General features: G+C 73.2%; 18 protein-coding genes. 8 read left to right on the forward strand and 10 right to left on the reverse strand.

The window, feature by feature from the left end:
- Positions 1-116: 116 nt before the first annotated feature.
- The 3 genes from ACFVTH_RS04955 (at position 117) to hutI (ending at position 4,704) form a co-directional block, all read left to right on the forward strand.
- The gene (locus tag ACFVTH_RS04955; RefSeq protein ID WP_387087304.1) at positions 117-1,532 is read left to right on the forward strand and encodes a M23 family metallopeptidase; all 1,416 of its coding nucleotides are present in this window, start codon (positions 117-119) and stop codon (positions 1,530-1,532) included.
- A gap of 137 nt (positions 1,533-1,669) precedes the next feature.
- Positions 1,670-3,430 (forward strand): urocanate hydratase, encoded by a 1,761-nt coding sequence (hutU, locus tag ACFVTH_RS04960; RefSeq protein WP_387087306.1) that lies wholly within the window; start codon positions 1,670-1,672, stop codon positions 3,428-3,430.
- A gap of 50 nt (positions 3,431-3,480) precedes the next feature.
- The gene (gene hutI / locus ACFVTH_RS04965) at positions 3,481-4,704 is read left to right on the forward strand and encodes an imidazolonepropionase (RefSeq protein WP_387087308.1); all 1,224 of its coding nucleotides are present in this window, start codon (positions 3,481-3,483) and stop codon (positions 4,702-4,704) included.
- Between the two features lie 58 nt (positions 4,705-4,762).
- On the opposite strand, the gene ACFVTH_RS04970 is transcribed toward hutI, so the two are convergent.
- The 6 genes from ACFVTH_RS04970 to ACFVTH_RS04995 form a co-directional block, all read right to left on the reverse strand.
- A complete protein-coding gene (locus ACFVTH_RS04970) occupies positions 4,763-5,248 on the reverse strand; it encodes a SixA phosphatase family protein (RefSeq protein WP_387087310.1) in 486 nt (161 codons plus the stop codon).
- Positions 5,245-5,517, reverse strand: coding sequence for a DUF6510 family protein (locus ACFVTH_RS04975; RefSeq protein ID WP_387087312.1), 273 nt, complete (start codon positions 5,515-5,517; stop codon positions 5,245-5,247). The genes ACFVTH_RS04970 and ACFVTH_RS04975 overlap by 4 nt, the downstream gene beginning before the upstream one ends.
- On the reverse strand, positions 5,517-6,281 hold the full coding sequence (locus tag ACFVTH_RS04980) for a ferredoxin reductase (RefSeq protein WP_387087314.1): 765 nt from the start codon (positions 6,279-6,281) through the stop codon (positions 5,517-5,519). The genes ACFVTH_RS04975 and ACFVTH_RS04980 overlap by 1 nt, the downstream gene beginning before the upstream one ends.
- Complete coding sequence (locus tag ACFVTH_RS04985; RefSeq protein WP_387087316.1) at positions 6,278-6,868, reverse strand: sulfite oxidase-like oxidoreductase; 591 nt, start codon at positions 6,866-6,868, stop codon at positions 6,278-6,280. Before ACFVTH_RS04985 ends, ACFVTH_RS04980 begins: the two co-directional genes overlap by 4 nt.
- A gap of 192 nt (positions 6,869-7,060) precedes the next feature.
- Entirely contained in the window at positions 7,061-7,993 is a 933-nt protein-coding gene (locus tag ACFVTH_RS04990) for an arginase family protein (protein ID WP_387087318.1), read from the reverse strand.
- Positions 7,994-8,295: 302 nt separating this feature from the next.
- Positions 8,296-9,306 carry an NAD-dependent epimerase/dehydratase family protein gene (locus ACFVTH_RS04995; RefSeq protein WP_387087320.1) on the reverse strand — a complete coding sequence of 337 codons (1,011 nt, stop codon included), beginning with the start codon at positions 9,304-9,306 and terminating at the stop codon, positions 8,296-8,298.
- Between the two features lie 150 nt (positions 9,307-9,456).
- Here ACFVTH_RS04995 and ACFVTH_RS05000 point away from each other — a divergent pair, with 150 nt between their 5' ends.
- Complete coding sequence (locus ACFVTH_RS05000; RefSeq protein ID WP_387087322.1) at positions 9,457-11,781, forward strand: copper-translocating P-type ATPase; 2,325 nt, start codon at positions 9,457-9,459, stop codon at positions 11,779-11,781.
- Between the two features lie 25 nt (positions 11,782-11,806).
- Here ACFVTH_RS05000 and ACFVTH_RS05005 read toward each other — a convergent pair whose 3' ends face one another.
- The 3 genes from ACFVTH_RS05005 to ACFVTH_RS05015 form a co-directional block, all read right to left on the reverse strand.
- Positions 11,807-12,376, reverse strand: coding sequence for a DUF6226 family protein (locus tag ACFVTH_RS05005; protein WP_387087324.1), 570 nt, complete (start codon positions 12,374-12,376; stop codon positions 11,807-11,809).
- A gap of 36 nt (positions 12,377-12,412) precedes the next feature.
- Positions 12,413-14,296 (reverse strand): glycoside hydrolase family 15 protein, encoded by a 1,884-nt coding sequence (locus ACFVTH_RS05010; protein ID WP_387087326.1) that lies wholly within the window; start codon positions 14,294-14,296, stop codon positions 12,413-12,415.
- A gap of 203 nt (positions 14,297-14,499) precedes the next feature.
- Positions 14,500-14,877, reverse strand: a complete 378-nt coding sequence (locus ACFVTH_RS05015; protein WP_387087328.1) for a cation transporter — start codon at positions 14,875-14,877, stop codon at positions 14,500-14,502.
- Between the two features lie 214 nt (positions 14,878-15,091).
- On the opposite strand from ACFVTH_RS05015, the gene ACFVTH_RS05020 reads away from it, so the two are divergent.
- Positions 15,092-15,526 (forward strand): YciI family protein, encoded by a 435-nt coding sequence (locus ACFVTH_RS05020; RefSeq protein ID WP_387087330.1) that lies wholly within the window; start codon positions 15,092-15,094, stop codon positions 15,524-15,526.
- Between the two features lie 7 nt (positions 15,527-15,533).
- Positions 15,534-16,832, forward strand: a complete 1,299-nt coding sequence (locus tag ACFVTH_RS05025) for an RNA polymerase sigma factor (RefSeq protein ID WP_387087332.1) — start codon at positions 15,534-15,536, stop codon at positions 16,830-16,832.
- 95 nt (positions 16,833-16,927) lie between these two features.
- On the opposite strand, the gene ACFVTH_RS05030 is transcribed toward ACFVTH_RS05025, so the two are convergent.
- Positions 16,928-20,578, reverse strand: coding sequence for an efflux RND transporter permease subunit (locus tag ACFVTH_RS05030; protein WP_387087334.1), 3,651 nt, complete (start codon positions 20,576-20,578; stop codon positions 16,928-16,930).
- A 92-nt stretch (positions 20,579-20,670) separates the two neighbouring features.
- Between ACFVTH_RS05030 and ACFVTH_RS05035 the strand changes: the two genes are divergently transcribed.
- Positions 20,671-21,789, forward strand: a complete 1,119-nt coding sequence (locus ACFVTH_RS05035; protein ID WP_387087336.1) for a hypothetical protein — start codon at positions 20,671-20,673, stop codon at positions 21,787-21,789.
- Between the two features lie 101 nt (positions 21,790-21,890).
- A complete protein-coding gene (locus tag ACFVTH_RS05040) occupies positions 21,891-23,228 on the forward strand; it encodes a hypothetical protein (protein WP_387087338.1) in 1,338 nt (445 codons plus the stop codon).
- Positions 23,229-23,331: the final 103 nt, after the last annotated feature.

Here is a 23,331-nt window from a genome sequence, read left to right on the forward strand (position 1 = left end):
TGAGGTACGTCGGCCCGAAAACCCGGCAACCCGAACGGAACCCAATGCCGCACCGCTTCAGTCTCACCGCGAAAGACCCCTTCCGAGCGCGTCGCGCCCGGCCGAGCGGAACTGCCGTGGCGGCCGCCGCGATCGCGGTGCTCATCGGCATGAATGCGGTCCCCGCTGCGGTGGCCGAAGAGGTCGCCCCGGTCGAGGCGACCGAGACGGCGACGACCGAGACCTCCACGACCGAGACGAGCGATTCCTCGGCCGAGACCGAGGCCCCCGCCGAAGAGACGCCGGCCGAAGAGCCGACGCCGACCGAGGAGCCCACGCCGACCGAGGAGCCGACGCCGACTCCCGAGCCCACGCCCACGCCGACGCCGACGCCCACCCCGACTCCGACGCCGACGCCGACGCCGACTCCGACGCCCACCCCGACGCCGACGCCGACTCCGACGCCCACCCCGACGCCGACGCCGGGCACCCAGCCGCCCGCTCCGAAGCCGTCGACCGCGCCCAGCGCGCCCGTCGTGCTCATCGGCGACGGGCCGTTCGCCCGCATCTCGACGACGACCGACTCGAACGTCGGCCCCCTGCTCCAGGCACGGGCCCGTCTCGATCGTGCGGTCGCCGCACTGCGCGACGCCGAGGCCGAGCTCGCAGCACTGAAGTCCACCCGCGAGGTCGCACGCGGCATCGCGGAGCGCATGCAGTCGATCGCCGATGACGCCAGGCATGACGCCGACGTCGCCGCGGCGGGCTACCTCGCCGCGTCGAAGGGCGGCAACGCCTCCCTCAACTCCATGAGCGCCGCCATCGGCTCGGGCGGCGACCTGCTCGCCGGGCTCGGTGGAGTCGCCCGGATCTCCGACATCGCCGGCGACGCCGACCAGCTGCTCGAGATCACCGCGAAGCGCGACGCCCAGGCCGACGCGGCCGAGGCGCGAGCCGAAGAGGCGTGGGCCGCGGTCGACGAGATCGACATCGACGCCGCGGAGGAGAAGGTCGACGACGCCGAGCGCGCCGTGAGCAAGGCTCGCTCCGCCCTCTCCGGGCTGAAGACGCGGGTCGCGTCGACGAGCGTCGCCTTCCTCGACACCCTCCCGCAGGACTCGGGGCAGCTGAGCGACCAAGGCTGGTCGAACCCACTCGAGAGCGGCAACCTCACCGACGGCTTCGGCCCGCGACCGAACAAGCCGCTGCCCGGCGTCAACGACTTCCACCGCGGCACCGATCTCGCAGCGGGCTGCCGCACGCCGGTGTTCGCCGCGACCGGCGGCACCGTCGTCGAGGCGCGGTCGAACGGCTCGTACGGCAACTGGGTCCTCCTCGACCACGGCTCGGGCGTCTCGACCGGGTACGCGCACCTCATCGACGGCGGCATCCTCGTCGCCCCGGGCCAGAAGGTCGCGGCCGGCGAGCTCATCGGCGCGGTCGGCTCGACCGGCGCCTCGACCGGCTGCCACCTGCACTTCGAAGTCCGCCTCGACGGCTCCGCGATCGACGCGATCCCGTTCATGGCGGCCCGCGGCATCGACCTCGGCTGAGCGTTCCGGTCGCCCGAGCCGACGAGGCCCGGGGCTGTCCGGCGAACCCGACGCCGCCGCGGACGAGTTCTGGGATCCCGGACGCCCGCCGCGAGGCATCCATTGTCGGCCCGCTGTCGGTGCGCGAGCATCGAAGCATGACCGACGCACCCACGACCGAGACGCGCGCCGCCGCCGGCCCGCGCACCGTCCGCGCCCCGCGCGGCACCGAGCTCTCCGCGAAGAGCTGGCAGACCGAGGCGCCGCTGCGCATGCTCATGAACAACCTCGACCCCGAGGTCGCCGAGCACCCCGAAGACCTGGTCGTCTACGGCGGCACCGGCAAGGCCGCCCGCAACTGGGAGTCCTTCGACGCCATCACCGAGACGCTCAAGCGCCTCGAGCCCGACGAGACCCTGCTCGTGCAGTCGGGCAAGCCGGTGGGCGTCTTCCGCACGAACGTGTGGGCGCCGCGCGTGCTCATCGCCAACTCGAACCTCGTCGGCGACTGGGCGACGTGGCCCGAGTTCCGCAAGCTCGAGGCCGAGGGCCTCATGATGTACGGCCAGATGACGGCCGGCTCGTGGATCTACATCGGCTCGCAGGGCATCCTGCAGGGCACCTATGAGACCTTCGCCGCGGTGGGTCGCAAGCTCATCGCCGAGGGTCGCGGCAGCGCGCTGCCGGTCGCCGACGGCGCCACCCCCGCCCGCGAGGGCGAGGGTCCGCTCGCCGGAACGCTCACGCTCACGGGCGGCTGCGGCGGCATGGGCGGCGCGCAGCCGCTGGCCGTCACCCTCAACGACGGCGCCTGCCTCGTGGTCGACGTCGACGAGACCCGCCTGCGCCGCCGCGTCGGCAAGCGCTACCTCGACGAGGTCGAGACCGACCTCGACGCCGCGATCGCGAAGGTGCTGCAGGCGAAGGCCGAGCGCCGCGGCTGGTCGGTCGGCGTCGTGGGCAACGCCGCCGAGGTGTTCCCCGAGCTGCTGCGCCGTCACCGCGCCGGCGAGCTGACCGTCGACGTCGTCACCGACCAGACGAGCGCGCACGACCCGCTCGCGTACCTGCCGCTCGGCGTGTCCGTCGACGAATGGAAGCAGGCCGCCGCCGACGACCCCGAGGGCTTCACGGTGAAGGCGCAGCACTCGATGGCGCAGCACGTGCAGGCCATGGTCGAGTTCCAGGACGAGGGCGCCGAGGTCTTCGACTACGGCAACTCGATCCGCGACGAGGCGCGCAAGGGCGGCTACGACCGCGCCTTCGAGTTCCCCGGCTTCGTGCCGGCATACATCCGGCCGCTCTTCTGCGAGGGCCTCGGGCCGTTCCGCTGGGTCGCGCTCTCGGGTGACCCCGAAGACATCCGCGTCACCGACGAGGCCATCAAGGAGCTCTTCCCCGAGAAGCAGCACCTGCACAAGTGGCTCGACGCCGCGGCCGAGCGGGTCGAGTTCGAGGGCCTGCCGGCCCGCATCTGCTGGCTCGGCTACGGCGAGCGCCACAAGGCCGGCTTGCGCTTCAACGAGCTCGTCGCCGAGGGCAAGCTCAAGGCGCCGATCGTGATCGGCCGCGACCACCTCGACTCGGGCTCGGTGGCGAGCCCGTACCGCGAGACCGAGGCCATGAAGGACGGCTCCGACGCGATCGCCGACTGGCCGCTGCTCAACGCCCTCACCGCCGCGTCCTCGGGCGCGACCTGGGTGTCGATCCACCACGGCGGCGGCGTCGGCATCGGCCGCTCGATCCACGCGGGCCAGGTCTCGGTCGCCGACGGCACCGAGCTCGCCGCGGCGAAGCTCACGGCGCTGCTCACGAACGACCCGGGCATGGGCGTGATCCGTCACGTCGACGCGGGCTACGAGCGGGCGGTCGAGGTCGCGCGCGAGCGCGGCGTCGACGTGCCGATGCTCCGGGACTGAACGCCGCCCCACCCACCTCGACACCGCACGACGATCGAAAGGCGACACGGATGCCTCGGGCCACCCTCATCACGAACATCGGCGAACTCGTCACCAATGACGAACAGCCCGGCCGCGAGGGCGGCCCCCTCGGCATCGTCCGCGACGCGGCGGTGCTCGTCGCCGACGGCCTGGTGACGTGGGTCGGCCGCTCGGCCGACGCCCGCGCACAGGTCCCGGAGGCGGGCGTCGAGGTGCTCGACGCCGGCGGCCGCGCCGTCATCCCCGGGTTCGTCGACAGCCACACGCACCTCGTGTTCGGCGGCGACCGCGCCGAGGAGTTCGCCGCCCGCATGGCCGGAAGCCGCTACGACGCCGGCGGCATCCGGTCGACCGTGGCCGCGACGCGCGGCGCCACCGACGACGAGCTGCGGGCCCGGCTCGCGGGCTTCGTCGCCGAGCTGCACGCACAGGGCACGACGACCATCGAGATCAAGTCGGGCTACGGCCTGAGCGTCGCCGACGAGGAGCGGCTCGTGCGCCTCGCCCGCGAGGTGACCGAGGAGGTCACCTTCCTCGGCGCGCACGTCGTGCCGTTCGAGTTCCGCGAGGACCCGCGCTTCGACGGCGACCAGGCCGCAGCGGCCGACGCCTACGTCGACGTGGTGATCGGCGAGATGCTCGCCGCCTGCGCGCCCCACTCGCGCTGGGTCGACGCCTTCTGCGAGCGCGGGGCGTTCACCGCCGAGCAGTCGCGCCGGGTGCTCGAGGCGGGCGCCGCCGCCGGCCTCGGCGTGCGCGTGCACGGCAACCAGCTCGGCGAAGGCGACGGCGTGCGCCTCGCGGTCGAGCTCGGGGCGGCGTCGGTCGACCACTGCACCTTCCTGAGCGACGCAGACGTCTCGGCGCTCGCCTCGTCGGACACCGTGGCGACGCTGCTGCCCGGCGTCGAGTTCTCGACCCGCCAGCCCTACCCCGACGCGCGCCGGCTGATCGACGCGGGCGTGACCGTCGCGCTCGCGAGCGACTGCAACCCGGGCTCGAGCTTCACGAGCTCGATGTCGTTCTGCATCGCCGTCGCGGTGCGCGACATGGGCATGACTCCCGCCGAAGCGCTGTGGGCCTCGACCGCGGGCGGGGCGCTGGCGCTCCGTCGCGACGACGTGGGCGCGATCCGGCCGGGGCTGCGCGCCGACCTCGTCGAGCTCGATGCCCCGAGCTACCTGCACCTCGCCTACCGCCCCGGGGTGCCGCTCGTCCGACGCGTCGTCGCCGGAGGCATCCTGTCCGCCTGACCGCGACGCGACCGACGGACCGACCGAGCAGCGGGGCACGGGCCGCGTGCGACCCGGCTCAGTGCTTCGGGGTGTCGACCGCGAGGAGCTCGCCGGTGCCCTCGACGAGTTCGGCCCAGGAGTCGACGTCGACCCGGCACTCGACGACGGCGCACGTCGGCAGCTCGACCCACTCGCCCGTGAGCTCGCCGACGGCGTCGCTCATGCCGGGATTGTGGCCGACCAGCATGGCCACGCCGAGCTCGTCGTCGAGATCCGCCGCCACGTTCAGGATGCCCCGGCCCGACGCCGCGTAGAGCTTGTCGAGCTCGACGACGTGATCGTCGCCGATGCCGAGCACGCGGGCGAGCAGTCGCGCCGTGCTGCGCGCGCGCACGGCGGTGCTCGTCACGATGCGGTCGGGCTGCACCCCTCGTTCGGCGAGCCGGTGACCCATGGCCGGTGCGTCGCGCAGGCCGCGGTCGTTCAACGGGCGCTCGTGGTCGTCGAGCAACGGGTCGCCCCAATCCGACTTCGCGTGCCGCACGAGGTAGAGCGTCTTCATGCCTCATCCCTCCCTGTCTTCGCGATCTCGATCGCTCCGGTGCCGGTGAAGTTCACGAACGTGCGCCCACCGCCCTCGACGAGCGTGAGGAGCACGGCCCCGCATCCGCGGCATCGGGCCACGCTCCCGGCGCCGCTGCGGTAGACGAGCGCCGTCGCGAGCTCGGCGACGGCGCCGCAGCCGTTGCACCGCGCCCGCGCCGTCGTCGGGTCGAAGGCGAACACCTCCGCGAGCGGTCCCGCGAGCAGATTGCCGTCGAAGTGCTGCATCACGTTCCTCCGTAGCGCTCGGTGCGGATGGCCGTCTGACGGTGGCCGAGTTCGATCAGCCACCCGGCGACGCGCTCGACGAAGCCGGTCGATCCGCACACGTAGACGGTCGGGGCGGCCTCGGCATCGATCACGGCGGACGCGAGGCGGTCGCGCGTGATGCGGCCGACGGTCGAGGTGCTGCCGGCCGGGGCGCGCCGCGTGTAGACGAGATCGACCTCGAGCGGCGCCGGCCCGCGCCGCGCCGACTCGAGCTCGGCGGCGAAGAACACGTCCTCGGGCGTGCGCACCGAGTACAGCAGCTTGAACGGCGTGGGGTCGCCCGCCTCGGCATGCGCCCGTGCCATCGCCACAAGCGGCACGACACCGGAGCCGCCGGCGATGAGCTGCACCGGCCGCCCGGTCGCGCCGGCGGCCGGCGGGCGCCACACGAAGAACGCGCCGAGCGGGCCGTGCACCTCGAGCCGGTCGCCGGGGCGCACCTCGTCGACGAGGAACGGCGAGACCTCGCCGTCGGGAAGCCGATCGACCGCGAGCACGACGCGCTCGCCGTCGCCGGAGGAGGCGATCGAGTACGAACGCGTCGCCGTGTACCCGTCGGGGGCGGTGAGCCGCACGTCGAGGTGCTGCCCGGGGAGATTGCCGGGCCAGCCGGCGACGTCGAGCGAGATACGCGCGGCCGTCGGGGTCTCGCGCCGCGTCTCGGCGACCTCGGCGACGTACCACCCCGTGCGCGTCGTCTGGAGCTCGTGCACACCGCTCACCAGTAGCGCTCCTCCTTCCACGGGTCGCCGTGGAGGTGGTAGCCGTTCTGTTCCCAGAACCCGGGGTCGTCGGCGGGCATGAGCTCGAGCCCGCGCACCCACTTCGCGCTCTTCCAGAAGTACAGGTGCGGCACGAGCAGCCGAGCCGGTCCGCCGTGCTCGGGGTCCAGCGGCTCGCCGTCGAACTCGAAGGCCACCCAGGCCTTGCCGTCGAGCAGCTCGTCGAGCGGCACGTTCGTCGTGTAGCCGCCGTAGCTGTGCGCCATCACGTAGTCGTACTCGGTCTCGACCTCGGCGAAGAGGGTGTCGAGCGAGACCCCTCGCCAGCTCGTGCCGAGCTTCGACCAGTGCGTGACGCAGTGGATGTCGGTCGTGACGTCGTCGATCTCGAGCTGCATGAACTCGTCCCAGCTCCAGCGCCGGCTGCCGTGCTCAGTCTGGATCGTGAACTCCCAGTCGGCGGTGTCGACCATCGGCGTCGGCCCGGCCGACAGCACGGGGAAGTCGTGCACGAGCGTCTGCCCCGGCGGAAGCCGCTCGTCGCGCTCGCGGCTGCGGCCGGTGAACCCCCGGGTGATGAACGACATCGCGACCCCCTTCGCGGGAACCGCCGCCGGCGCGGCGGTCGACTACACGCCCAGCCTGTCACTCCTCGGCGCGACGCGCTACGGCCGGAAGCTGCGCTGCGGCCGGACGCTGCGCTGCTGCCGGACGCTGCGCTGCTGCCGGACGCTCCTCGTCGACCCGACGCCGGGCGTCGACCCGCCCGCGGCGGCGGCTCAGCGCGCAGCGACCCCCGCGAGGAACTCGAGCACGCAGAGCGCGGTGAGGCGCACCGTCCGGCCGTCGGGAGTGTCGGCGGTCGCGTCGACCTCGGCGAGGTCGGCGCTCACGACCCGGGAGTCGGAGCCCGCGGCGCGCACGAGGGCGCGGAGCTCCCAGGCGGCGAGACCGCCGGGCATCGAGGCGGGGCATCCGGGCACCACCGCGCGGTCGCACGCGTCGACGTCGATGTCGAGGTGCACCGGACCCCCGGCCGCTCCCGCGATCTCGAGCGCCTCGGCCATGACCTCGGCGGGGCGGCGCCCGTGCAGCTCATCGCGGTGCACGACCGTGATGCCGAGCTCGGCGGCACGGCGCGCGTACACGGCGGAGTTCGCGAAGTCGGCGATGCCGATCTGCACGATGCGGCGCGGGTCGAGCCCGGCCTCGACGAGGCGACGCACCGGCGATCCGTTCGAGACGCCGTCGCGCAGGTCGTAGTGCGCGTCGATCGTGACGAGTCCGGCGGTGCCGAGCCGATCGCCGAACGCGCCGAGCGCCGTGGCCACGGTCACCGAGTTGTCGCCGCCGAGCGCCATGACGGTCTCGGCGCGCTCGAGCAGGCCGGCGACGGTCGCACGGGTGCGCGCCTCGCCCTCGGGCCCGTCGGGCTCGACGATGTCGCCCGCGTCGACCACGGGCTGCTCGCCGAGGTCGATCGCCTCGGCGCGGCCGGCCCGGTCGGGCACGAGCGCCGGGCTGTACCGCCGCAGCGCCTGCCGCACGGCGGCGGGCGTGGCGTGCGCGTTGGTCGGCGAGAGCGAGGTGCGCCAGGCGGGCACGCCGAGCAGCGCCAGGCGGGCGGATGCCTCGGGGCCGAGCGAGTCGGGGGCGGGCCAGTCACCCGCCCGGGGCCAGAGCGGATCGTTCGAGAGTGCGACATCGGCCATGCCCCCACGCTACGAGTCGCCGGCGCAGCGGCCCAGCCCTCGACCAGCCTCGACGTCTGCGATCCCAGACTGCGCGGGGCGGGGATCCGCGCGGGCTTCGGCGCTCGCGCACTGTTCAGGACCAGAGAGAAGACACCGCCGTGTGCGCACCCATCGACCACGTCATCCTGAAAAGTGCGGCACTGAACCCGCGTCCGGCCGAACGGCGGCGCGGGCCCGAGACATCCGTCGCCGTGCGCAGGATGAGCGGGCCGGCACGGCTGCAGACGACGGTGCCGAGCCGCTCATCCTGCTGGAGCCCGTCACTCCTCGGGCTGCCGCGCGCCCGCTGCGCGCAGCGCCGCCACGAGTTCACGCTCGCGCGCGGCACTGAGCCCGGCGCCGCGGGCCCGATCGAGCCCCTGCTCGCGCTCCCAGGCGAGGAGGTCGGCGAGCGTCTCGTCGACCGGGCGCAGTTCGAGCCCCTCGGCCCGCGCGGCGGCGTTCGAGCGGTCCTGGAAGGCCTGCCAGTCGGCGTCGATGATCCAGAGCGGCAGCGACTCCTCGCCCGACCACTCGGCCACGCCCTGCGCCGCGAGCCAGTCGGGCGTCGCGACCGCGACCTCGCCGCCGTACCCGCCGACGGTCTGCGAGGCATCGAGGAACGCCCCGAACGTCGAGCGATCGCCGACGGCGTTGAACGCTCCCGTGAGCCCCCGCTCGATCGAGTCGAGCGTCCAGCTGACGAGGTCGCGCACATCGATGAACTGCGAAGCCGACGCCTCGATGTCGGGCACGAGCATCGGCTCGTCGTCGCGCGCGGCACGGGCGACCCAGTAGCCGCTGCGACCCGAGGCGTCGCCGGGCCCCCCGATGAGGCCGGGCCTGATCACGAGCAGCCGATCGCCGAGCGCCTCACGGTACGCCGCCTCGATCGCCGACTTCGCCTCGCCGTACGTCTCGGGCGTCGACTCGTCGGACTCGAGCGGCGGCAGCAGCTCGGCCGACTCGTCGGCGCCCGGCTCGTCGTGCCGGGCGTAGACGTTGCCCGAGGAGATGAAGGTCCAGTGGCGGGCCCGCGGGGCGAGCGCCGCGGCCGCGCCGCGGGCGAAGCCGGGCTGGCGGGTGACGTCGATCACTGCGTCCCACTCGGGGTCGCCGAGGGCGTCGTAGGCGCCGGGACGCGAGCGGTCGCCCACGACGAGCCGCGCGCCCGGCGCGACCTCACCCGCTTCGCCCCGCGCGAGGCAGGTCACGTCGTGCCCGCGGCGCACCGCCTCACGGGCGAGTTCTCGTCCGAGCCATTGCGTTCCACCGAGGATGAGGATGTCCATCACGCCATCCCAGCAGACGCCGATCGAGCGCGGGAGTGCCGTTCGCCGAGCGCGGAGGGCGCATTCGGGAATAGCGTGAGAGGAGCCCGAGTTCCCCTTGCACATACCCCCATGGGGTATTAACCTGAGGCGAGAGACGCAGGAGGCGCGATGAGCACCGGCAAGGACGAGACGCACGCAGGGCACCGGCCCGGCCACACGGGCGGCGAGCACGCCGGGCACGACCACGGCACCCACGCCGGGCACGACCACGGCACCCACGCCGGGCACACGGAGCACAGCGACCACGACTCGCACGGCGGCGGCACGACGACCGCCCGGGCGCACACGCCGACGGCGCCCCAGACCGGCCACGATCCGCACGCGGGCCACGACATGAGCGGCCACGAAAGCCACTCCACCGACATGCACGCCGGCCACGACGCGCACGACATGCACGCCGGGCACGGCGGGCACGCAGGGCACGCGGGTCACGGCGACCACGTCGGCCAGTTCCGCCGCCTGTTCTGGATCATGCTCGTCATCGCGATCCCGACGATCGCGTTCAGCCCGATGTTCGCGTCGATCCTCGGGTACACGCTGCCCGACAACCCGATCATCCCGTGGATCTCGCCGGTACTCGGCACGGTCATGTACTTCTGGGGCGGCAAGCCGTTCCTCACGGGCGCCTGGTCGGAGCTCAAGGCCCGCAAGCCCGGCATGATGCTGCTCATCGGGCTCGCCATCACGGTCGCGTACTTCGCGAGCCTCGGCGCAAGCCTCATGCTGCTCAGCCACCACCTCGACTTCTGGTGGGAGCTCGCGCTGCTGATCGTGATCATGCTCCTCGGCCACTGGATTGAGATGCGCTCGATCATGCAGGCCTCGAGCGCGCTCGACGCGCTCGCCGCGCTGCTGCCCGACGAGGCCGAGCGCGTGATCGACGACCCCGACGGCACGCCTGCCACCGAGACGGTCTCGCCCTCCGAGTTGACGGTCGGCGACCTCGTCGTCGTCCGCCCCGGCGGGCGCGTGCCCGCCGACGGCGAGGTCGTCGAGGGCACCGCGGCCATGGACGAGTCGATGATCACGGGCGAGTCGGTCGCCGTCGGCCGCGGCCCCGGTGACCAGGTCGTCGCGGGCACGGTCGCGACCGACACCGCGATCCGCGTGCGGGTCGGCGCCGTCGGCGACGACACGGCGCTCGCCGGCATCCAGCGCCTCGTCGCGCAGGCGCAGGCCTCGAGCTCGCGCGCCCAGCGCCTCGCCGACCGCGCGGCCGGCTGGCTGTTCTGGTTCGCGCTCGGCGCCGCCGTCATCACGGCGATCGCCTGGACCCTCCTCGGCGACCCCGACGACGCCGTCGTCCGCACCATCACCGTGCTCGTGATCGCCTGCCCCCACGCGCTCGGCCTCGCCATCCCGCTCGTCGTCTCGATCGCGACAGAGCGGGCCGCCCGCGGCGGCGTGCTCGTGACCGACCGCCTCGCCCTCGAGACGATGCGCACGGTCGGCGCGGTGCTCTTCGACAAGACGGGCACCCTCACGAAGGGCGAGCCGGCGGTCACGGATGCCGCGGCAGCCCCCGGCTTCGACCTCGACGCCGTCCTGGCCGACGCGGCCTCCGCCGAGGCCGACAGCGAACACCCGCTCGCGAAGGCGATCGTCGCCGACGCGGCGCACCGGGGCCTGGCGCTGCGCGCCGCGACCGAGTTCGAGGCGTCCGCCGCGATCGGCGTGCGCGCAAGAGTCGGCGACCGCATCGTGCAGGTCGGAGGCCCCGGGCTGCTCGCCCGCGAGGGGCTCGAGGTGCTCGAGGCATCCGCCGCCTGGGCCGAAGCCGGATCGACGGTGCTGCACGTCGTCGTCGATGGGCGGGTCGCCGGTGCGATCGCCCTGGCCGACGAGATCCGCCCCGAGTCGCGCGAGGCGGTCGACGCGCTGCACGCGCTCGGCGTGCAGGTCGTGATGATCACAGGCGACGCGGAACCGGTGGCCCGCACGGTCGCCGCCGAGCTCGGCATCGACCGGGTCTACGCGGGGGTCCGCCCCGAGGACAAGGCTGCCAAGGTGCAGGAGCTGCAGCGCGAGGGGCTCTCGGTCGCGATGGTCGGCGACGGCGTCAACGACGCCCCGGCGCTCGCACAGGCCGACGTGGGCATCGCGATCGGCGCCGGCACCGACGTCGCGATCGCCTCGGCGGGCGTGATCCTCGCCTCGAGCGACCCGCGCTCCGTCATCTCGGTGATCGAGCTCTCGCGGGCGAGCTACCGCAAGATGAGCCAGAACCTGTGGTGGGCCGCCGGGTACAACCTCGTCTCGGTGCCGCTCGCCGCGGGCATCCTCGCGCCCATCGGGTTCGTGATGCCGATGTCGGTCGGCGCGATCCTGATGAGCCTGTCGACGGTCATCGTCGCCGCGAACGCGCAGCTGCTGCGCCGCCTCGACCTGCGCCCCGAGGCATCCACCCGGGCGGTGCTCGAGCGCGCGCGCTGAGCCGGTCGACCGTCGCGCCGTCTCCCTACCGCGGGAGACGGCGCGGCCATGCCTCCCACGCGCGGCGCTCGCCGAGCGGCCCGGGTCCGCCGCCCTCGCCCCTGAACCGCGCGGTCCGGAACGCCGCCCACCCGCCCGAGGCCTCGGCGAAACCGCCCGAGACGACGGCGTCGACGTGCTCGCGGATCGACGCGACCGTCTCGGCGACGTGCTCGTCGCAGGCGTCGCATCCGCAGTTCGGCGCGGGCAGCCTCGTGAACTCGCCGCAGCCGATGACGAGGCCGGGGAAGCCCGTCAGGCCGATCGTGATCGGCGCCGCCTCCGTCGCGCGGGGGCGCAGGCGGATCGCTCGCACGACCTCGACGCCGTCCGTGAACTCGGGGCCGAGCGTCGGCTCGTCGTCGCGCTCGACGTCGAACTCCGTTTCGAGGTCGTCGGCGAGCGCGAGCGCGAAGGCATGGAGCGGCCGGTAGCGCTCCGCATCGCTCACCCGGCTGTACGCCTCATCGGGCGGCGGACGGCCACCCCATCGCGGGCGTTCCACGAGGTCGTCGATGCCCGAGGCCGCGCCTCTGAGCGGTGGTTCGGACGCCACGCGCACCGCCTCTCCGTTCGTCGTCGTCGCTGAGCCTCACACGAACTCGAGCAGCCGCTCGATCATGATGATGCGGCGGGCCGCCTCGATGAGCGCGAGGTGCGAGAACGCCTGCGGGAAGTTGCCGAGGTGCTGCCCCGACGCGGTGTCGAACTCCTCGGCGAGGAGGCCCAGCGGCGAGACGATGCGCAGCAGCTTCTCCATGAGGGCGTGCGCCCGCCCGCCCTCGCCGATGATCGTCAGCGCGGAGACGAGCCAGAACGAGCAGATCAGGAACGTGCCCTCGCGCCCCGACAGCCCGTCGTCGGTCTCCTCCGTGCGGTACCTGAGCACGAACCCGTCGGCGGTGAGTTCGTCCGCGATCGCGAGCACCGTCGCCCGCAGCCGTTCGTCGTCAGGCGGAAGGAACCCGTAGATCGCGGCGAGGAGCGCCGAGGCATCCAGTGCGTCGGTGCCGTAGTGCTGGCGCAGCACGCCGCGCTCGCTCACGCCCCGGTCGAGGATGTCGGCGGCGATCTCATCGGCGACCGCACGCCAACGCGCCGTCTCCTCATCGGCGCCGACGAGCTGCGCGAGCTTCGAGGCGCGGTCGAGCGCGACCCAGCACATGATCTTCGACGACACGTAGTGGCTCGGCTCGCCGCGAGCCTCCCAGATGCCCTGGTCGGGCGCGCGCCAGGCGGCCGTCGCGCACTCGGCCTGCGAGCGGATGACGGGCCAGAGCGTGCGGGGCACCCGCTGGCTGCGCCGGGCGTGCATGAGGATCGCGTCGAGCACCGCCCCGTACAGGTCGTTCTGGCGCTGGGCGAACGCCCCGTTGCCGATGCGCACGGGTCGGGCGCCGCGGTGGCCGGTCAGGTGATCGAGCGTCGTCTCGGTGAGGTCGCGGCGCCCGTCGATGCCGTACATGATCTGCAGCGATCCATCGCCGTTCGCCTCGAGCCCCGAGAGGAACTCGACGAACTCGTCGGCCTCCCAGTCGAGATCGAGGTAGTGCAGCGCCTGCACGGTGAACGAGGAGTCGCGGATCCAGTTGTACCGGTAGTCCCAGTTGCGCTCGCCGCCCGGGGTCTCGGGCAGCGAGGTCGTGAGGGCGGCGACGGTCGCACCCGTCGGCATGTAGGTCAGCCCCTTGATGGTCAGGGCCGAGCGTTCGAGGGCTTCGCGCCACGGGTGGTCGGGGATCGTCGCGTCGGCGAGCCAGTCGCGCCAGTAGGCGACCGTCGTGTCGAGCTCCGCCGTCGCCTCCTCGACGGTCGACGGGCCGGCGAGGTCATCGGCCCACGAGAGCGAGCAGAAGGCGCGCTCGCCGGCGCGGAGCGTGTGCCGCGCGCGCACGTGGCCGCCCTGGATCCCGAGCGGGAGGTCCGAACGGAGCCGCAGCGCGGCGCCCGCGCCGCGCGCCGTGGCGCTGTGCACGTCGGTCGGCTCCCAGTCGGCCTCGGTCCGGCCGTAGTCGAACACCGGCTCGCAGATGAGCTCGAGCTCGACGTGGCCGTCAAGACACGTCACGGTGCGCACGAGGCAGTGCCCGGCGTCGTCGTCGGCCGGCGCGCGGGTGTGCGGGGTGGTCGTGTCGGGGTCGGACCGCGGCAGGATCGTGAGGGCGTCGCGCACCTCGGCCCAACCGGTCGGCGTCTTCCACGTCGTGACGAGCACGTTGGTGCCGGGGAGGTAGCTCCGGGCGGACGGCGCGTTGACGTCGAACGGTCCGAACCTGAAGTACCCGGCCTGCCGGTCGAGGATCGTGGCGAAGACGCTCGGCGCATCGAATCGCGGCGGGCAGAGCCAGGCGACCGCGCCGTCGGGTGCCACGAGGGCTCCGGTGTGGCAGTCGGAGAGGAACGCGAACGAGGCGATCGGCGGGAAGGGCGAGCGGGCGACGACACCCTCCATCTGCGGCGCCCGTCCCCCGGTCACGAAGCCTCCGGGCCCGCGACGAGGCGGTCGACGTCGGACGCGGTGCGTTCCATGGGCCCTCCGAACACGGTCGGTCTCGGCGGGGGCCGGGCGAACGATCGACGTCGCACCGCGTCCCCCACCTCGACCGTAGCCCTTCGGTCACCGTTCGAGCAGTGCCCGCGCCCGATCGTGCTCGCGCTCGCGCGTCGGCGCGAGCCGGCTCAGACCGCGACCACCTCGTACCCGGCCTCCTCGACGGCGGCGGCGACAGCGGCGTCGGCGAGCGGCGAGCGGCTGCGCACCGTGACGGTCGACACCCCTCCGGCGACGAGCGCGACGTCGACGGAGTCGACGCCCTCGAGCGCACCGAGCTCGGCGCTCACGTGGCGCACGCAGCTGCCGCAGGTCATGCCGGCGACGGCGTAGTCGGCGCTCACCAGCCCGGCGAGGTCGGATGCCCCGGCCACGCCGTCAGCCTTCGATGCCGACGCGTCGGGGATCGCGCAGCACGAGCACGAGGCATCCCCATCACTGGAGTCGGCGAGGGCGAGCTCGGTCGCGCCGGCGGGCACTGCGGCGATGGGGTTCTCGATGGTCATGGTGCGTCCTTCCGTCGGTTCGGTGCAACTATACCCCGGTGGGGTATTGCCTGCAAGGCGACCAACCGGGCGGATGACGCCGCCGCCCCCGCCTGAGAACATGAGCGGAAGAAAAGTTCTGCCGAGGTGTCGATCTCGGCGTCGCCCGTTCGACGCTTGAGTGAGGCGGGCACTTCGGCCCGGCCCGAACACGAATCCGAACGAGGAGAACACCGTGAAGTACATGCTGATCATGCGATCCAACGACGCCGCAGTCGAGGCCTACGAGCAGCTCGACTTCAACGAGGTCATCGCCGCGATGGGCGCCTACAACGAGTCGCTCATCAAGGCCGGCGTGCTGCTCGCCGGCGAGGGCCTCACCGACGCGAAGGAGGGGTTCGTCGTCGACTTCGACTCGACCCCGCCGGTCGTGACCGACGGCCCGTACGGCGAGACGAAGGAGCTGTTCAACGGCTTCTGGATCATCCAGGCCTCGAGCCCCGAGGAGGCCGCGGAATGGGCGAAGCGCTGCCCGCTCGGCCCGGGCTCGAAGCTCGAGGTGCGTCGCGTGACCGAGCTCGAGGACTTCCCCCAGGACAACGAGTGGATCCAGAAGGAGGCCGGCTGGCGCGAGGAGGCCGAAGGCCGGCTCGGCACGACGGGGGCGTGACCGCGCGATGAGCGAGACGGATGCCTCGGGCGCGGCCGGTGCGGCGGACGCCGACGCCGACCGTGCCCGGCGCGCCGTCGCCGCGGTGTGGCGCATCGAGTCGGCGCGCATCGTCGCGACGCTCGCACGCTTCACCGGCGACGTCGGCCAGGCCGAGGACCTGGCGCAGGAGGCACTCGTCGAGGCGCTCAAGCAATGGCCCGACGAGGGCGTGCCGCACAACCCGGGTGCGTGGCTCACCGCGGTCGCCAAGCGCCGGGCGATCGACGGCTGGCGCCGGCGCGAGCGGCTCAACGAGCGCTACGCCGCGATGGCGCACGACCTCGAGCAGCGGGGCGGCGAGGCATCCGACACCTTCTGGGACCCCGACACGATCGACGACGACGTGCTGCGGCTCGTCTTCGTCTCGTGCCACCCGGTGCTCTCGCGCGAGGCGCAGATCGCGCTCACGCTGCGCATCGTCGGCGGCCTCTCGAGCGAGGAGATCGCTCGCGCGTTCCTCGTGCCGACCGCGACCATCCAGCAGCGCATCGTGCGCGCGAAGAAGACGCTCGCCGCGGCGAACGTGCCCTTCGCGGTGCCCGAGCCCAACGAGTACCCCGAGCGCCTCGCCTCGGTGCTGCAGGTGCTCTACCTGATCTTCAACGAGGGCTACCTGCCCGCCTCGGGCGCCGAGTGGGTGCGGGCGGATGTCTCGGCCGAGGCCCTGCGGCTCGCCCGCATGGTGGCGGGGCTCATGCCCCGTGAGCCCGAGGCGCAGTCGCTCGTCGCACTCATGGAGTTCACCGCCGCCCGGTTCCCGGCGCGCACCGCCCGCGACGGCACCGCGATCCCGCTCGACCAGCAGGACCGCTCCCGCTGGGACCGCGCCCAGATCGCACGCGGCCAAGCCGCGCTCGAGCGCGCCGACCGCGTCGGTCGCGGCCGGGCCGCCTACGGGCTGCAGGCCGCCATCGCCGGATGCCACGCGGTCGCCCCCACGGCGGCCGACACCGACTGGGCGCAGATCGTCGTGCTCTACGAGGCGCTCGGCCGCATCGCGCCGTCGCCCGTGGTCGACCTCAATCGCGCGGTCGCCGTGGCGATGGCGACCGGGCCCGCGTCGGCGCTGCGCCTCGTCGACGAGCTCGCCGCCGGGGGGCGCCTGCGGGGGTACCCGCCGCTGCCCGCGGTGCGCGGCGAGTTGCTCGCGCGGCTCGGTCGCAACGAGGAGGCGCGCGCGGAGCTCGAGACCGCCGCCCGGCTCACGGGCAACGAGCGCGAACGCGACGCGCTGCTCGCGAAGGCGGCGAAGCTCGCCGAGTGATCGCTGCTCCTGCCGCTGCTTCTGCAGGAGATATGCGCCGGCAGCGGCTCACAGCCCGCGCCAGTGCACTTCTCCTGCAGAAGCAGCACATGCGATCAGGGCTTGGGCTCGTCGTCGCCCCGGTCCTCGGTCGGGCCCTCCGGCTCGGCCGGCGTCTCGGGCTCCTCGGATGCCTCCGGCTCGGCCGGCGCGGCCGGCTCGCTCGGCGTGGCATCCGGCCACGGCGCCACCGGCCCGCGCTCAGTCGCCGTCGGCGCCGTCGGCGCGGCGGGAGCCTCGGGTGCTGCGGGGGTCTCGGGCACGGCGGGCGCCGGAGCCTCCGGGGCGGCCGGGGCCGCCGCCGCGGGAGCGACCACTGCAGGCACCGGCGCCGGGGCATCCGCGCCGGCCGCCTTCGCCGCGCGCTTGGCCTTGCGACGCTCGCGGCCACCCTCGACGAGGTCGTAGAGCACGGGCAGCACGACGAGCGTGAGCAGCGTCGACGAGAGCAGGCCGCCGATCACCACGATCGCGAGCGGCTGGGAGATGAATCCGCCGTGGCCGGTGATGCCGAGCGCCATCGGCAGCAGCGCGAAGATCGTCGCCAGGGCCGTCATGAGGATCGGCCGCAGTCGTCGGGAGGCGCCGTGCACGAGGGCGTCGCGCACGTTCATGCCGCGGTCGCGGTACTGGTTCACGAGGTCGACGAGCACGATCGCGTTCGTCACGACGATGCCGACGAGCATGAGCACGCCGACGAGCGAGGCGACGCCGAGCGGGATGCCCGTGATCACCTGCAGCGCGATCGCACCGGTCGCCGCGAACGGCACCGAGACGAGCAGCAGCAGCGGCTGCAGCAGCGAGCGGAACGTCGCCACCATCACGATGTAGACGATCAGGATCGCCGCGAGCAGCGCGAGGCCGAGCTGCGAGAACGACTCCTGCTGGTCGGCGGTGACGCCGCCGAGCGAGGCGGTCGTGCCCTCGGGCAGCTCCACCGCGCTCACCGCGGCCTGCACCTCGCCGCTCGCCGTGCCGAGGTCGTCGCCCGAGGGCGTCGCGGCGACGGTCGAGCTGCGCAGGCCCTGCACGGTCGTGACCGAGGCCGGTCCGTCGACCTGCGCGACCGTGGCGAGCGAGTCGAGTCGCACGACGCCGGTCGGCGTCGGCACCTCGAGCGCCGAGAGCTCCTCGACGGTGACGGGCGGGTTCTCGGTCGCGAGGTAGATCGTGAGCGTCTTCTCGTCGATCACGACCGAGCCGGAGCTCTGCGGCTGCATGGCCGCCGAGACGAAGCCGCCGAGGGCGACCTCCGAGTAGCCCGCCGCCGCGGCATCCGCCCGGTTCACCTCGACCGCCACGTACGGACGCGACTCCGACAGGTTCGAGGTGACCTGCGACACCGACTCCACGCCGTCGAGCTCCTCGACGACCGCGTCGGTCGCGGCCTGCAGGTCTTCGGCGTTCGAGGCCGTGATGTCGACCTCGATGTCGTTCGAGGCCCCGAAGCCGCTCGAGGCCGCGAGCGAGACCTCGCCGACGTCGTCGAGGCCGTCGAGCTCGTCCCGCACCTCGGCCTGGAGGGCGTCCTGGTCGGCGTCCTCGTCGGTCGTCACCGAGTAGGTGACCGTCGCACCGCCGCCCCCGAACGCCGCGGCGAGCGGGTTGGAGCCCGAGCCGATCGAGGTCTGCACGGTCTCGACGCCCTCGGTGTCGCGGATGACCTCTTCGACCGGCTTCGAGGCCTCGTCGAGGGCGGCGAGGCTCGTGCCGATCGGCAGTTCCTGCGTGACGCGGAACGTGTTCTGCCCCGACGACCCGAGGAAGTTGGTCTTCATCAGCGGGATCATCGCGCCGGTGCCGACGAGCACCAGCACGGCGATGACGAGCGTGACGACGCCGTGCCGGAGCGTCCACCCGATGACGGGCAGGTAGCCGCGCTGCAGGCGCGACGGGTGCTCGAGCTCGTCGGGGGCGACGACCGGCGCGGCCGGCTTCGCGAGCGTCGCGGTGGATGCCTCGCGCCCGGCGCCCGCGACGGGCAGCCCCGTGGCGCCGCTCTCGTCGCGGAGTTCGGGGGCGAGCCAGACGTCGTCGACGAAGGCGGCTGCGGCGGTCTCGGCCTGGACCTCCTCAGCCCCCTCCTCGACCTTGAGGCGCGCCGGCTTCAGGAACCAGTAGGCGAGCACCGGCACGATGGTGAGCGACACGAGCAGCGAGGCGAGCAGCGCGATCGTCACCGTCAGCGAGAACGGGCGGAACAGCTCGCCGGTGACGCCCTCGACGAGGGCGATCGGCAGGAACACGGCGACCGTCGTGATCGTCGAGGCCGTGATCGCGCCCGCGACCTCGCGCACGGCGCGCACGATCGTCGACGCCTTGTCGACGCCCTCGACGAGGTGCCGCTTGATGTTCTCGATGACGACGATCGAGTCGTCGACCACGCGGCCGATCGCGATCGTGAGCGCGCCGAGCGTGAGGATGTTGAGCGTGTAGTCGGCCACCTGCAGGCCGATGAACGTGATCAGCACCGAGGTCGGGATCGAGATGGCGGTGACGAGGGTCGCGCGAACCGACATCAGGAAGATCAGGATGACGAGCACCGCGAACGCGAGGCCGAGCAGGCCCTCGGTGGCGAGCGACTCGATCGACTGCTCGATGTACGGCGCCTGGTCGAAGACGACGGTGAACGTCGCGCCGGGGTTCGTCGTGTCGAGCGACGACTCGAGCCCGGGCAGGAGCGCCGTCACCGCGTTCGACACCTCGACGGTGTTCGCGGCGGGCAGCTTCGTGACCGAGATCGTGAGGGCGGGCTCGCCGTCCACGCGCGAGATGCTCGTGACCGGGTTGTCGGTGAGCTCGACGGTCGCGACGTCGGAGATGGTCGCCTCGGCGGGCACCCGCACGTCGGCCGGGAGCGCATCCGCGTCGGCCCCGTCGGCCGGCAGCTCGGTGCCGTCGGTCGGCAGCTCCGTGCCGTCGCCGGTGCCCTCGTCGGGGAGCTCGGGGATCGCGGCCGCCTCGGTGGCGCCGAGCACCGGCAGGGCGGCGATCTCGTCGACGCTGCCGATGCGCGTGCCGGTCTGCACCGCGAAGGTCGAATCGCCCTCGGTGATGGTGCCCGCCGGCACGAGGAGGCCGTTCTGCTGCAGCGCATCGCGGATCGCCTGCTGACTGATCGCGAACTCGGCGAGCTTCTCGGGGTCGGGGGTGATCGTGACCCGCTGGCCGATCTCGCCGACGAGGGTCGCGTCGCGCACCCCGTCGACGTCGGTGATCTCGCCGAGGGTGGTGCGCTCGATCTCGTCGGAGAGGGCGCTCATGTCCTCCGCGCCGGTGACGGCGATCTGCAGCACCGGGAAGTCGTCGAGGCTCAGTGCGATGACCTGCGGGTCGACGTCGTCGGGCAGCTGGCTCTGGATGCGGTTGACCGCCGACAGCAGCTTCTGCTCGGCGAAGGCGAGGTCGGTGCCGTAGGTGAAGCTCGCGGTGACGCGTGAGAGACCGGTCGAGCTCGTCGTCGACGTCGACTCGAGCCCCGTGATGCCCTGGATCGCAGTCTCGATGGGCGTCGACACGTCGGTGTTGACGATGTCGGGCGACGCGCCCGGGTAGCTCGACACGATCGAGAGCTGCGGGAACTCGATCGAGGGTGCGAGCTCCTGCTTCAGACTGGTGAGCGAGATGCCGCCGAAGATCGCGACGACGATCGTGACGAGCGCGATGAGCGCGCGGTTCTTCATGCTGAGCGCAGCGAGCAGGTGCATTGCTCGATTCTCGCAGGCAGGTGGGCCGCGGATGTCACCGAGTGTCGGAATCCGTCGGGGGAACCCCTCGACCGAGGGGCATCGCTCGCGCTATGGTGACCCTCGTGGGGGTCGCGACGATCGGCGATGGTGGAGCACGGCGGGTGCCGTGGCTTCGCTACGCCGTGCTCGGCACCGCGTTCTCCGCCGCCTGGCTCGCCGTCACGCTCTTCTCGAGCGGCGCGAGCGCCTCGGCCGACGAGCAGGAGCCGAGCGGACTGCTCGGCGGGGTCGGCTCGCTGCTCGGCGGGGTGACGCAGGTCACCGGCGCCGTCGGCGACACCCTCGACGGGGTGGTCGACACCGTCGTCGAGCCGGTGAACCAGCTGCTCGACCCCGTCGTCGAGGTCGCACCCGATCCCGTGGCCGACACGATCGACACCGTCGTCCCCGAGGTGGTCGACACCGTCACCGACACCACCGACACCGTGATCGGCGGAACGAACTCGACGGTCGGCGAGGTCGCCAACGGGGTGACGGGCGCCGTGTCCGACCTCGCGGGCGGCGGCACCGTCGGCTCGATCACGACCCCGGTCACCGGCGCCGTCGACGACCTCGTCGGCTCGCTCCCGGTGCTCGGCTCGCTGCTCGGCGACGACGCGCTCGGCGGCATCGTCGATCCCGTCGTCGGCGCTGTCGACACCACGCTCGGCGAGGTCGTTGGCGACTTCGGCGGGCTTCCGACCGACGGCACCGGGGTGCTCCCCCAGCTCCCGTCGATTCCGCTGCTTCCGGGCGATCCGGTCGATCCCGGCCTGCCGGGCGAACCGGGCGGGAATCCGGTCGATCCCACGGCTCCCGGGGTGCCGTCGCCGCCTCGGGGCGCGACCGCGGCGCCGGCGAACAGCGACGCCGGGCCGCCCGGTTCGAGCCCGCCCTGGGCATCATCCGCAGATTCGGCGTCGCTCGGCGCAGCCTCGGCGCTGCCCTCCGAACGGCCGGGCCCGAACGACGGCGCACCCGCCCCGAGCACACCGGCCGCCCCCGGCGGCGGCTCCGGCGCACCGGGCACGGGCGCCGCGGGCGCAGGCGGCGCCGGCGCGGCGACCGGCACCTCAGACGCGGCCTTCGCCGCCCTCGAACTCGACGCACTCGCGTCGCTCGCGCTCAACTCGGTCGACGACGAGCTGCCGTCGTCGCCCGTGTACGACACCGACTCCACCCCTGACTGACGGGGGCCGGTCCGCACGCACGCACACCGCGCGCGTTCGTGGACACGGTCATCGCTCCCTGCCCGGGAGCGACATTTCCCATCAGTCAGGAGGACTGGATCATGAAGAGAATGGCCTTGAGGGCGCTGTACGCGACCCTCTTCGCCGGGGGGCTCACGCTCCTCGGAGCCGGCGTCGCGCACGCGTCCGAAACGGGCGGCGACGACGGCATCGCGTCGGGCACCCAGGCGGGGATCTCGATCGACCTGCCCGTCACGCTCGGCGGCAACGCGATCTCCCTCATCGGGGACTCGTCGTCGTCGGATGCGACCACAGAGGTCGCGAGCGGCGACGCCGCCGAACCCGCCGCGGTCACCTCGGGTGACGACGGCATCGGCTCGGGCACCCAGGCGATCATCGACGTCGACGTCCCGATCACCCTCGGCGGCAACGCCATCTCGGTGATCGGCGACTCGTCGAGCGAGGACGCCGCCACGTCGAGCGAGCCCGCCGCGACGCCGACCGCGAGCGCCGGCACCGCTGCCGAGACCGACGGGGACGACTCGATCCTCGGCGGGACGCAGGGGCTGATCGACCTCGACGTCCCGATCACCCTCGGCGGCAACGCCATCTCGGTGATCGGCGACTCGACGAGCGACGGCGCGACCACCACGGTCGGCACCGGCGGCTCGAACGGCACCGGTGCGGGTGAGGCGGTGACGTCGGGCGAGGACAGCCTGCTCGGCGGCACCCAGATCCTCGGCGCCATCGAGCTCCCGATCACCCTCGGCGGCAACGCCATCTCGGTGATCGGCGACTCGACGAGCGACGGCGCGACCACCACGGTCGGCACCGGCGGCTCGGACACGGGCGAGGCCACGACGTCGGGAGACGACTCGATCCTCGGCGGCACCCAGCTGCTGCCCGAGCTCGGTCTGCCGGTGACGATCGGCGGCAACGCGATCTCGGTGATCGGCGACTCCACGTCGACCGACGCCGAGACGGTCGTGCAGCCTGGAACCGGGGGCGGTTCGGCGACGACGGACGGTGACGGCGGGCTGCTCGGGGGAACACAGCTGCTGCCTGAACTGTCCCTGCCCATCACGATCGGCGGCAACGCGATCTCGGTGATCGGCGACAGCGAGACCGACGGGTCGACGACGATCGTCGACCCGGTCGACCCCGTCGATCCCGTGGACCCGGTCGACCCCGTCGATCCCGTGGACCCCGTGGACCCCGTGGACCCGGTCGACCCCGTCGACCCGGTGGATCCCACCGACCCGGGTGACGGCAACGGCACGGGCTCGACGGTCGCCTCCGACGGCGACTCGGCGGTCATCGCGGGCGATGAGTCGCTCGCCTCGACGGGCGCCGACGTGTCGGGCCTCGGCCTCGCCGCGTTCGCCCTCCTCGGCGGTCTCGTGCTCGTCGGATTCCGGCGGTTCGCGATGCGCCGATAGCCGGGACTCCCGGCGCCGCCCTACCGGCGCCGGGACCCGACCGGCTCAGCGGGTCGAGTTGGTCGAACCGGACCCCGTGCCGCAGACCCGTGCGGCACGGTGA

Source organism: Agromyces sp. NPDC058104, assembly GCF_042884835.1.
Taxonomy (GTDB): Bacteria; Actinomycetota; Actinomycetes; order Actinomycetales; family Microbacteriaceae; genus Agromyces.

Excerpts from the sequence above, each read along its gene's own strand:
- hutU (WP_387087306.1), top strand. The coding sequence starts at position 1,670 with ATGACCGACGCACCCACGACCGAGACGCGCGCCGCCGCCGGCCCGCGC.
- hutI (WP_387087308.1), top strand. The coding sequence starts at position 3,481 with ATGCCTCGGGCCACCCTCATCACGAACATCGGCGAACTCGTCACCAAT.
- ACFVTH_RS04970 (WP_387087310.1), bottom strand. The coding sequence starts at position 5,248 with ATGAAGACGCTCTACCTCGTGCGGCACGCGAAGTCGGATTGGGGCGAC.
- ACFVTH_RS04975 (WP_387087312.1), bottom strand. The coding sequence starts at position 5,517 with ATGCAGCACTTCGACGGCAATCTGCTCGCGGGACCGCTCGCGGAGGTG.
- ACFVTH_RS04985 (WP_387087316.1), bottom strand. The coding sequence starts at position 6,868 with ATGTCGTTCATCACCCGGGGGTTCACCGGCCGCAGCCGCGAGCGCGAC.
- ACFVTH_RS04990 (WP_387087318.1), bottom strand. The coding sequence starts at position 7,993 with ATGGCCGATGTCGCACTCTCGAACGATCCGCTCTGGCCCCGGGCGGGT.
- ACFVTH_RS04995 (WP_387087320.1), bottom strand. The coding sequence starts at position 9,306 with ATGGACATCCTCATCCTCGGTGGAACGCAATGGCTCGGACGAGAACTC.
- ACFVTH_RS05000 (WP_387087322.1), top strand. The coding sequence starts at position 9,457 with ATGAGCACCGGCAAGGACGAGACGCACGCAGGGCACCGGCCCGGCCAC.
- ACFVTH_RS05015 (WP_387087328.1), bottom strand. The coding sequence starts at position 14,877 with ATGACCATCGAGAACCCCATCGCCGCAGTGCCCGCCGGCGCGACCGAG.
- ACFVTH_RS05025 (WP_387087332.1), top strand. The coding sequence starts at position 15,534 with ATGAGCGAGACGGATGCCTCGGGCGCGGCCGGTGCGGCGGACGCCGAC.
- ACFVTH_RS05030 (WP_387087334.1), bottom strand. The coding sequence starts at position 20,578 with ATGCACCTGCTCGCTGCGCTCAGCATGAAGAACCGCGCGCTCATCGCG.
- ACFVTH_RS05035 (WP_387087336.1), top strand. The coding sequence starts at position 20,671 with ATGGTGACCCTCGTGGGGGTCGCGACGATCGGCGATGGTGGAGCACGG.
- ACFVTH_RS05040 (WP_387087338.1), top strand. The coding sequence starts at position 21,891 with ATGAAGAGAATGGCCTTGAGGGCGCTGTACGCGACCCTCTTCGCCGGG.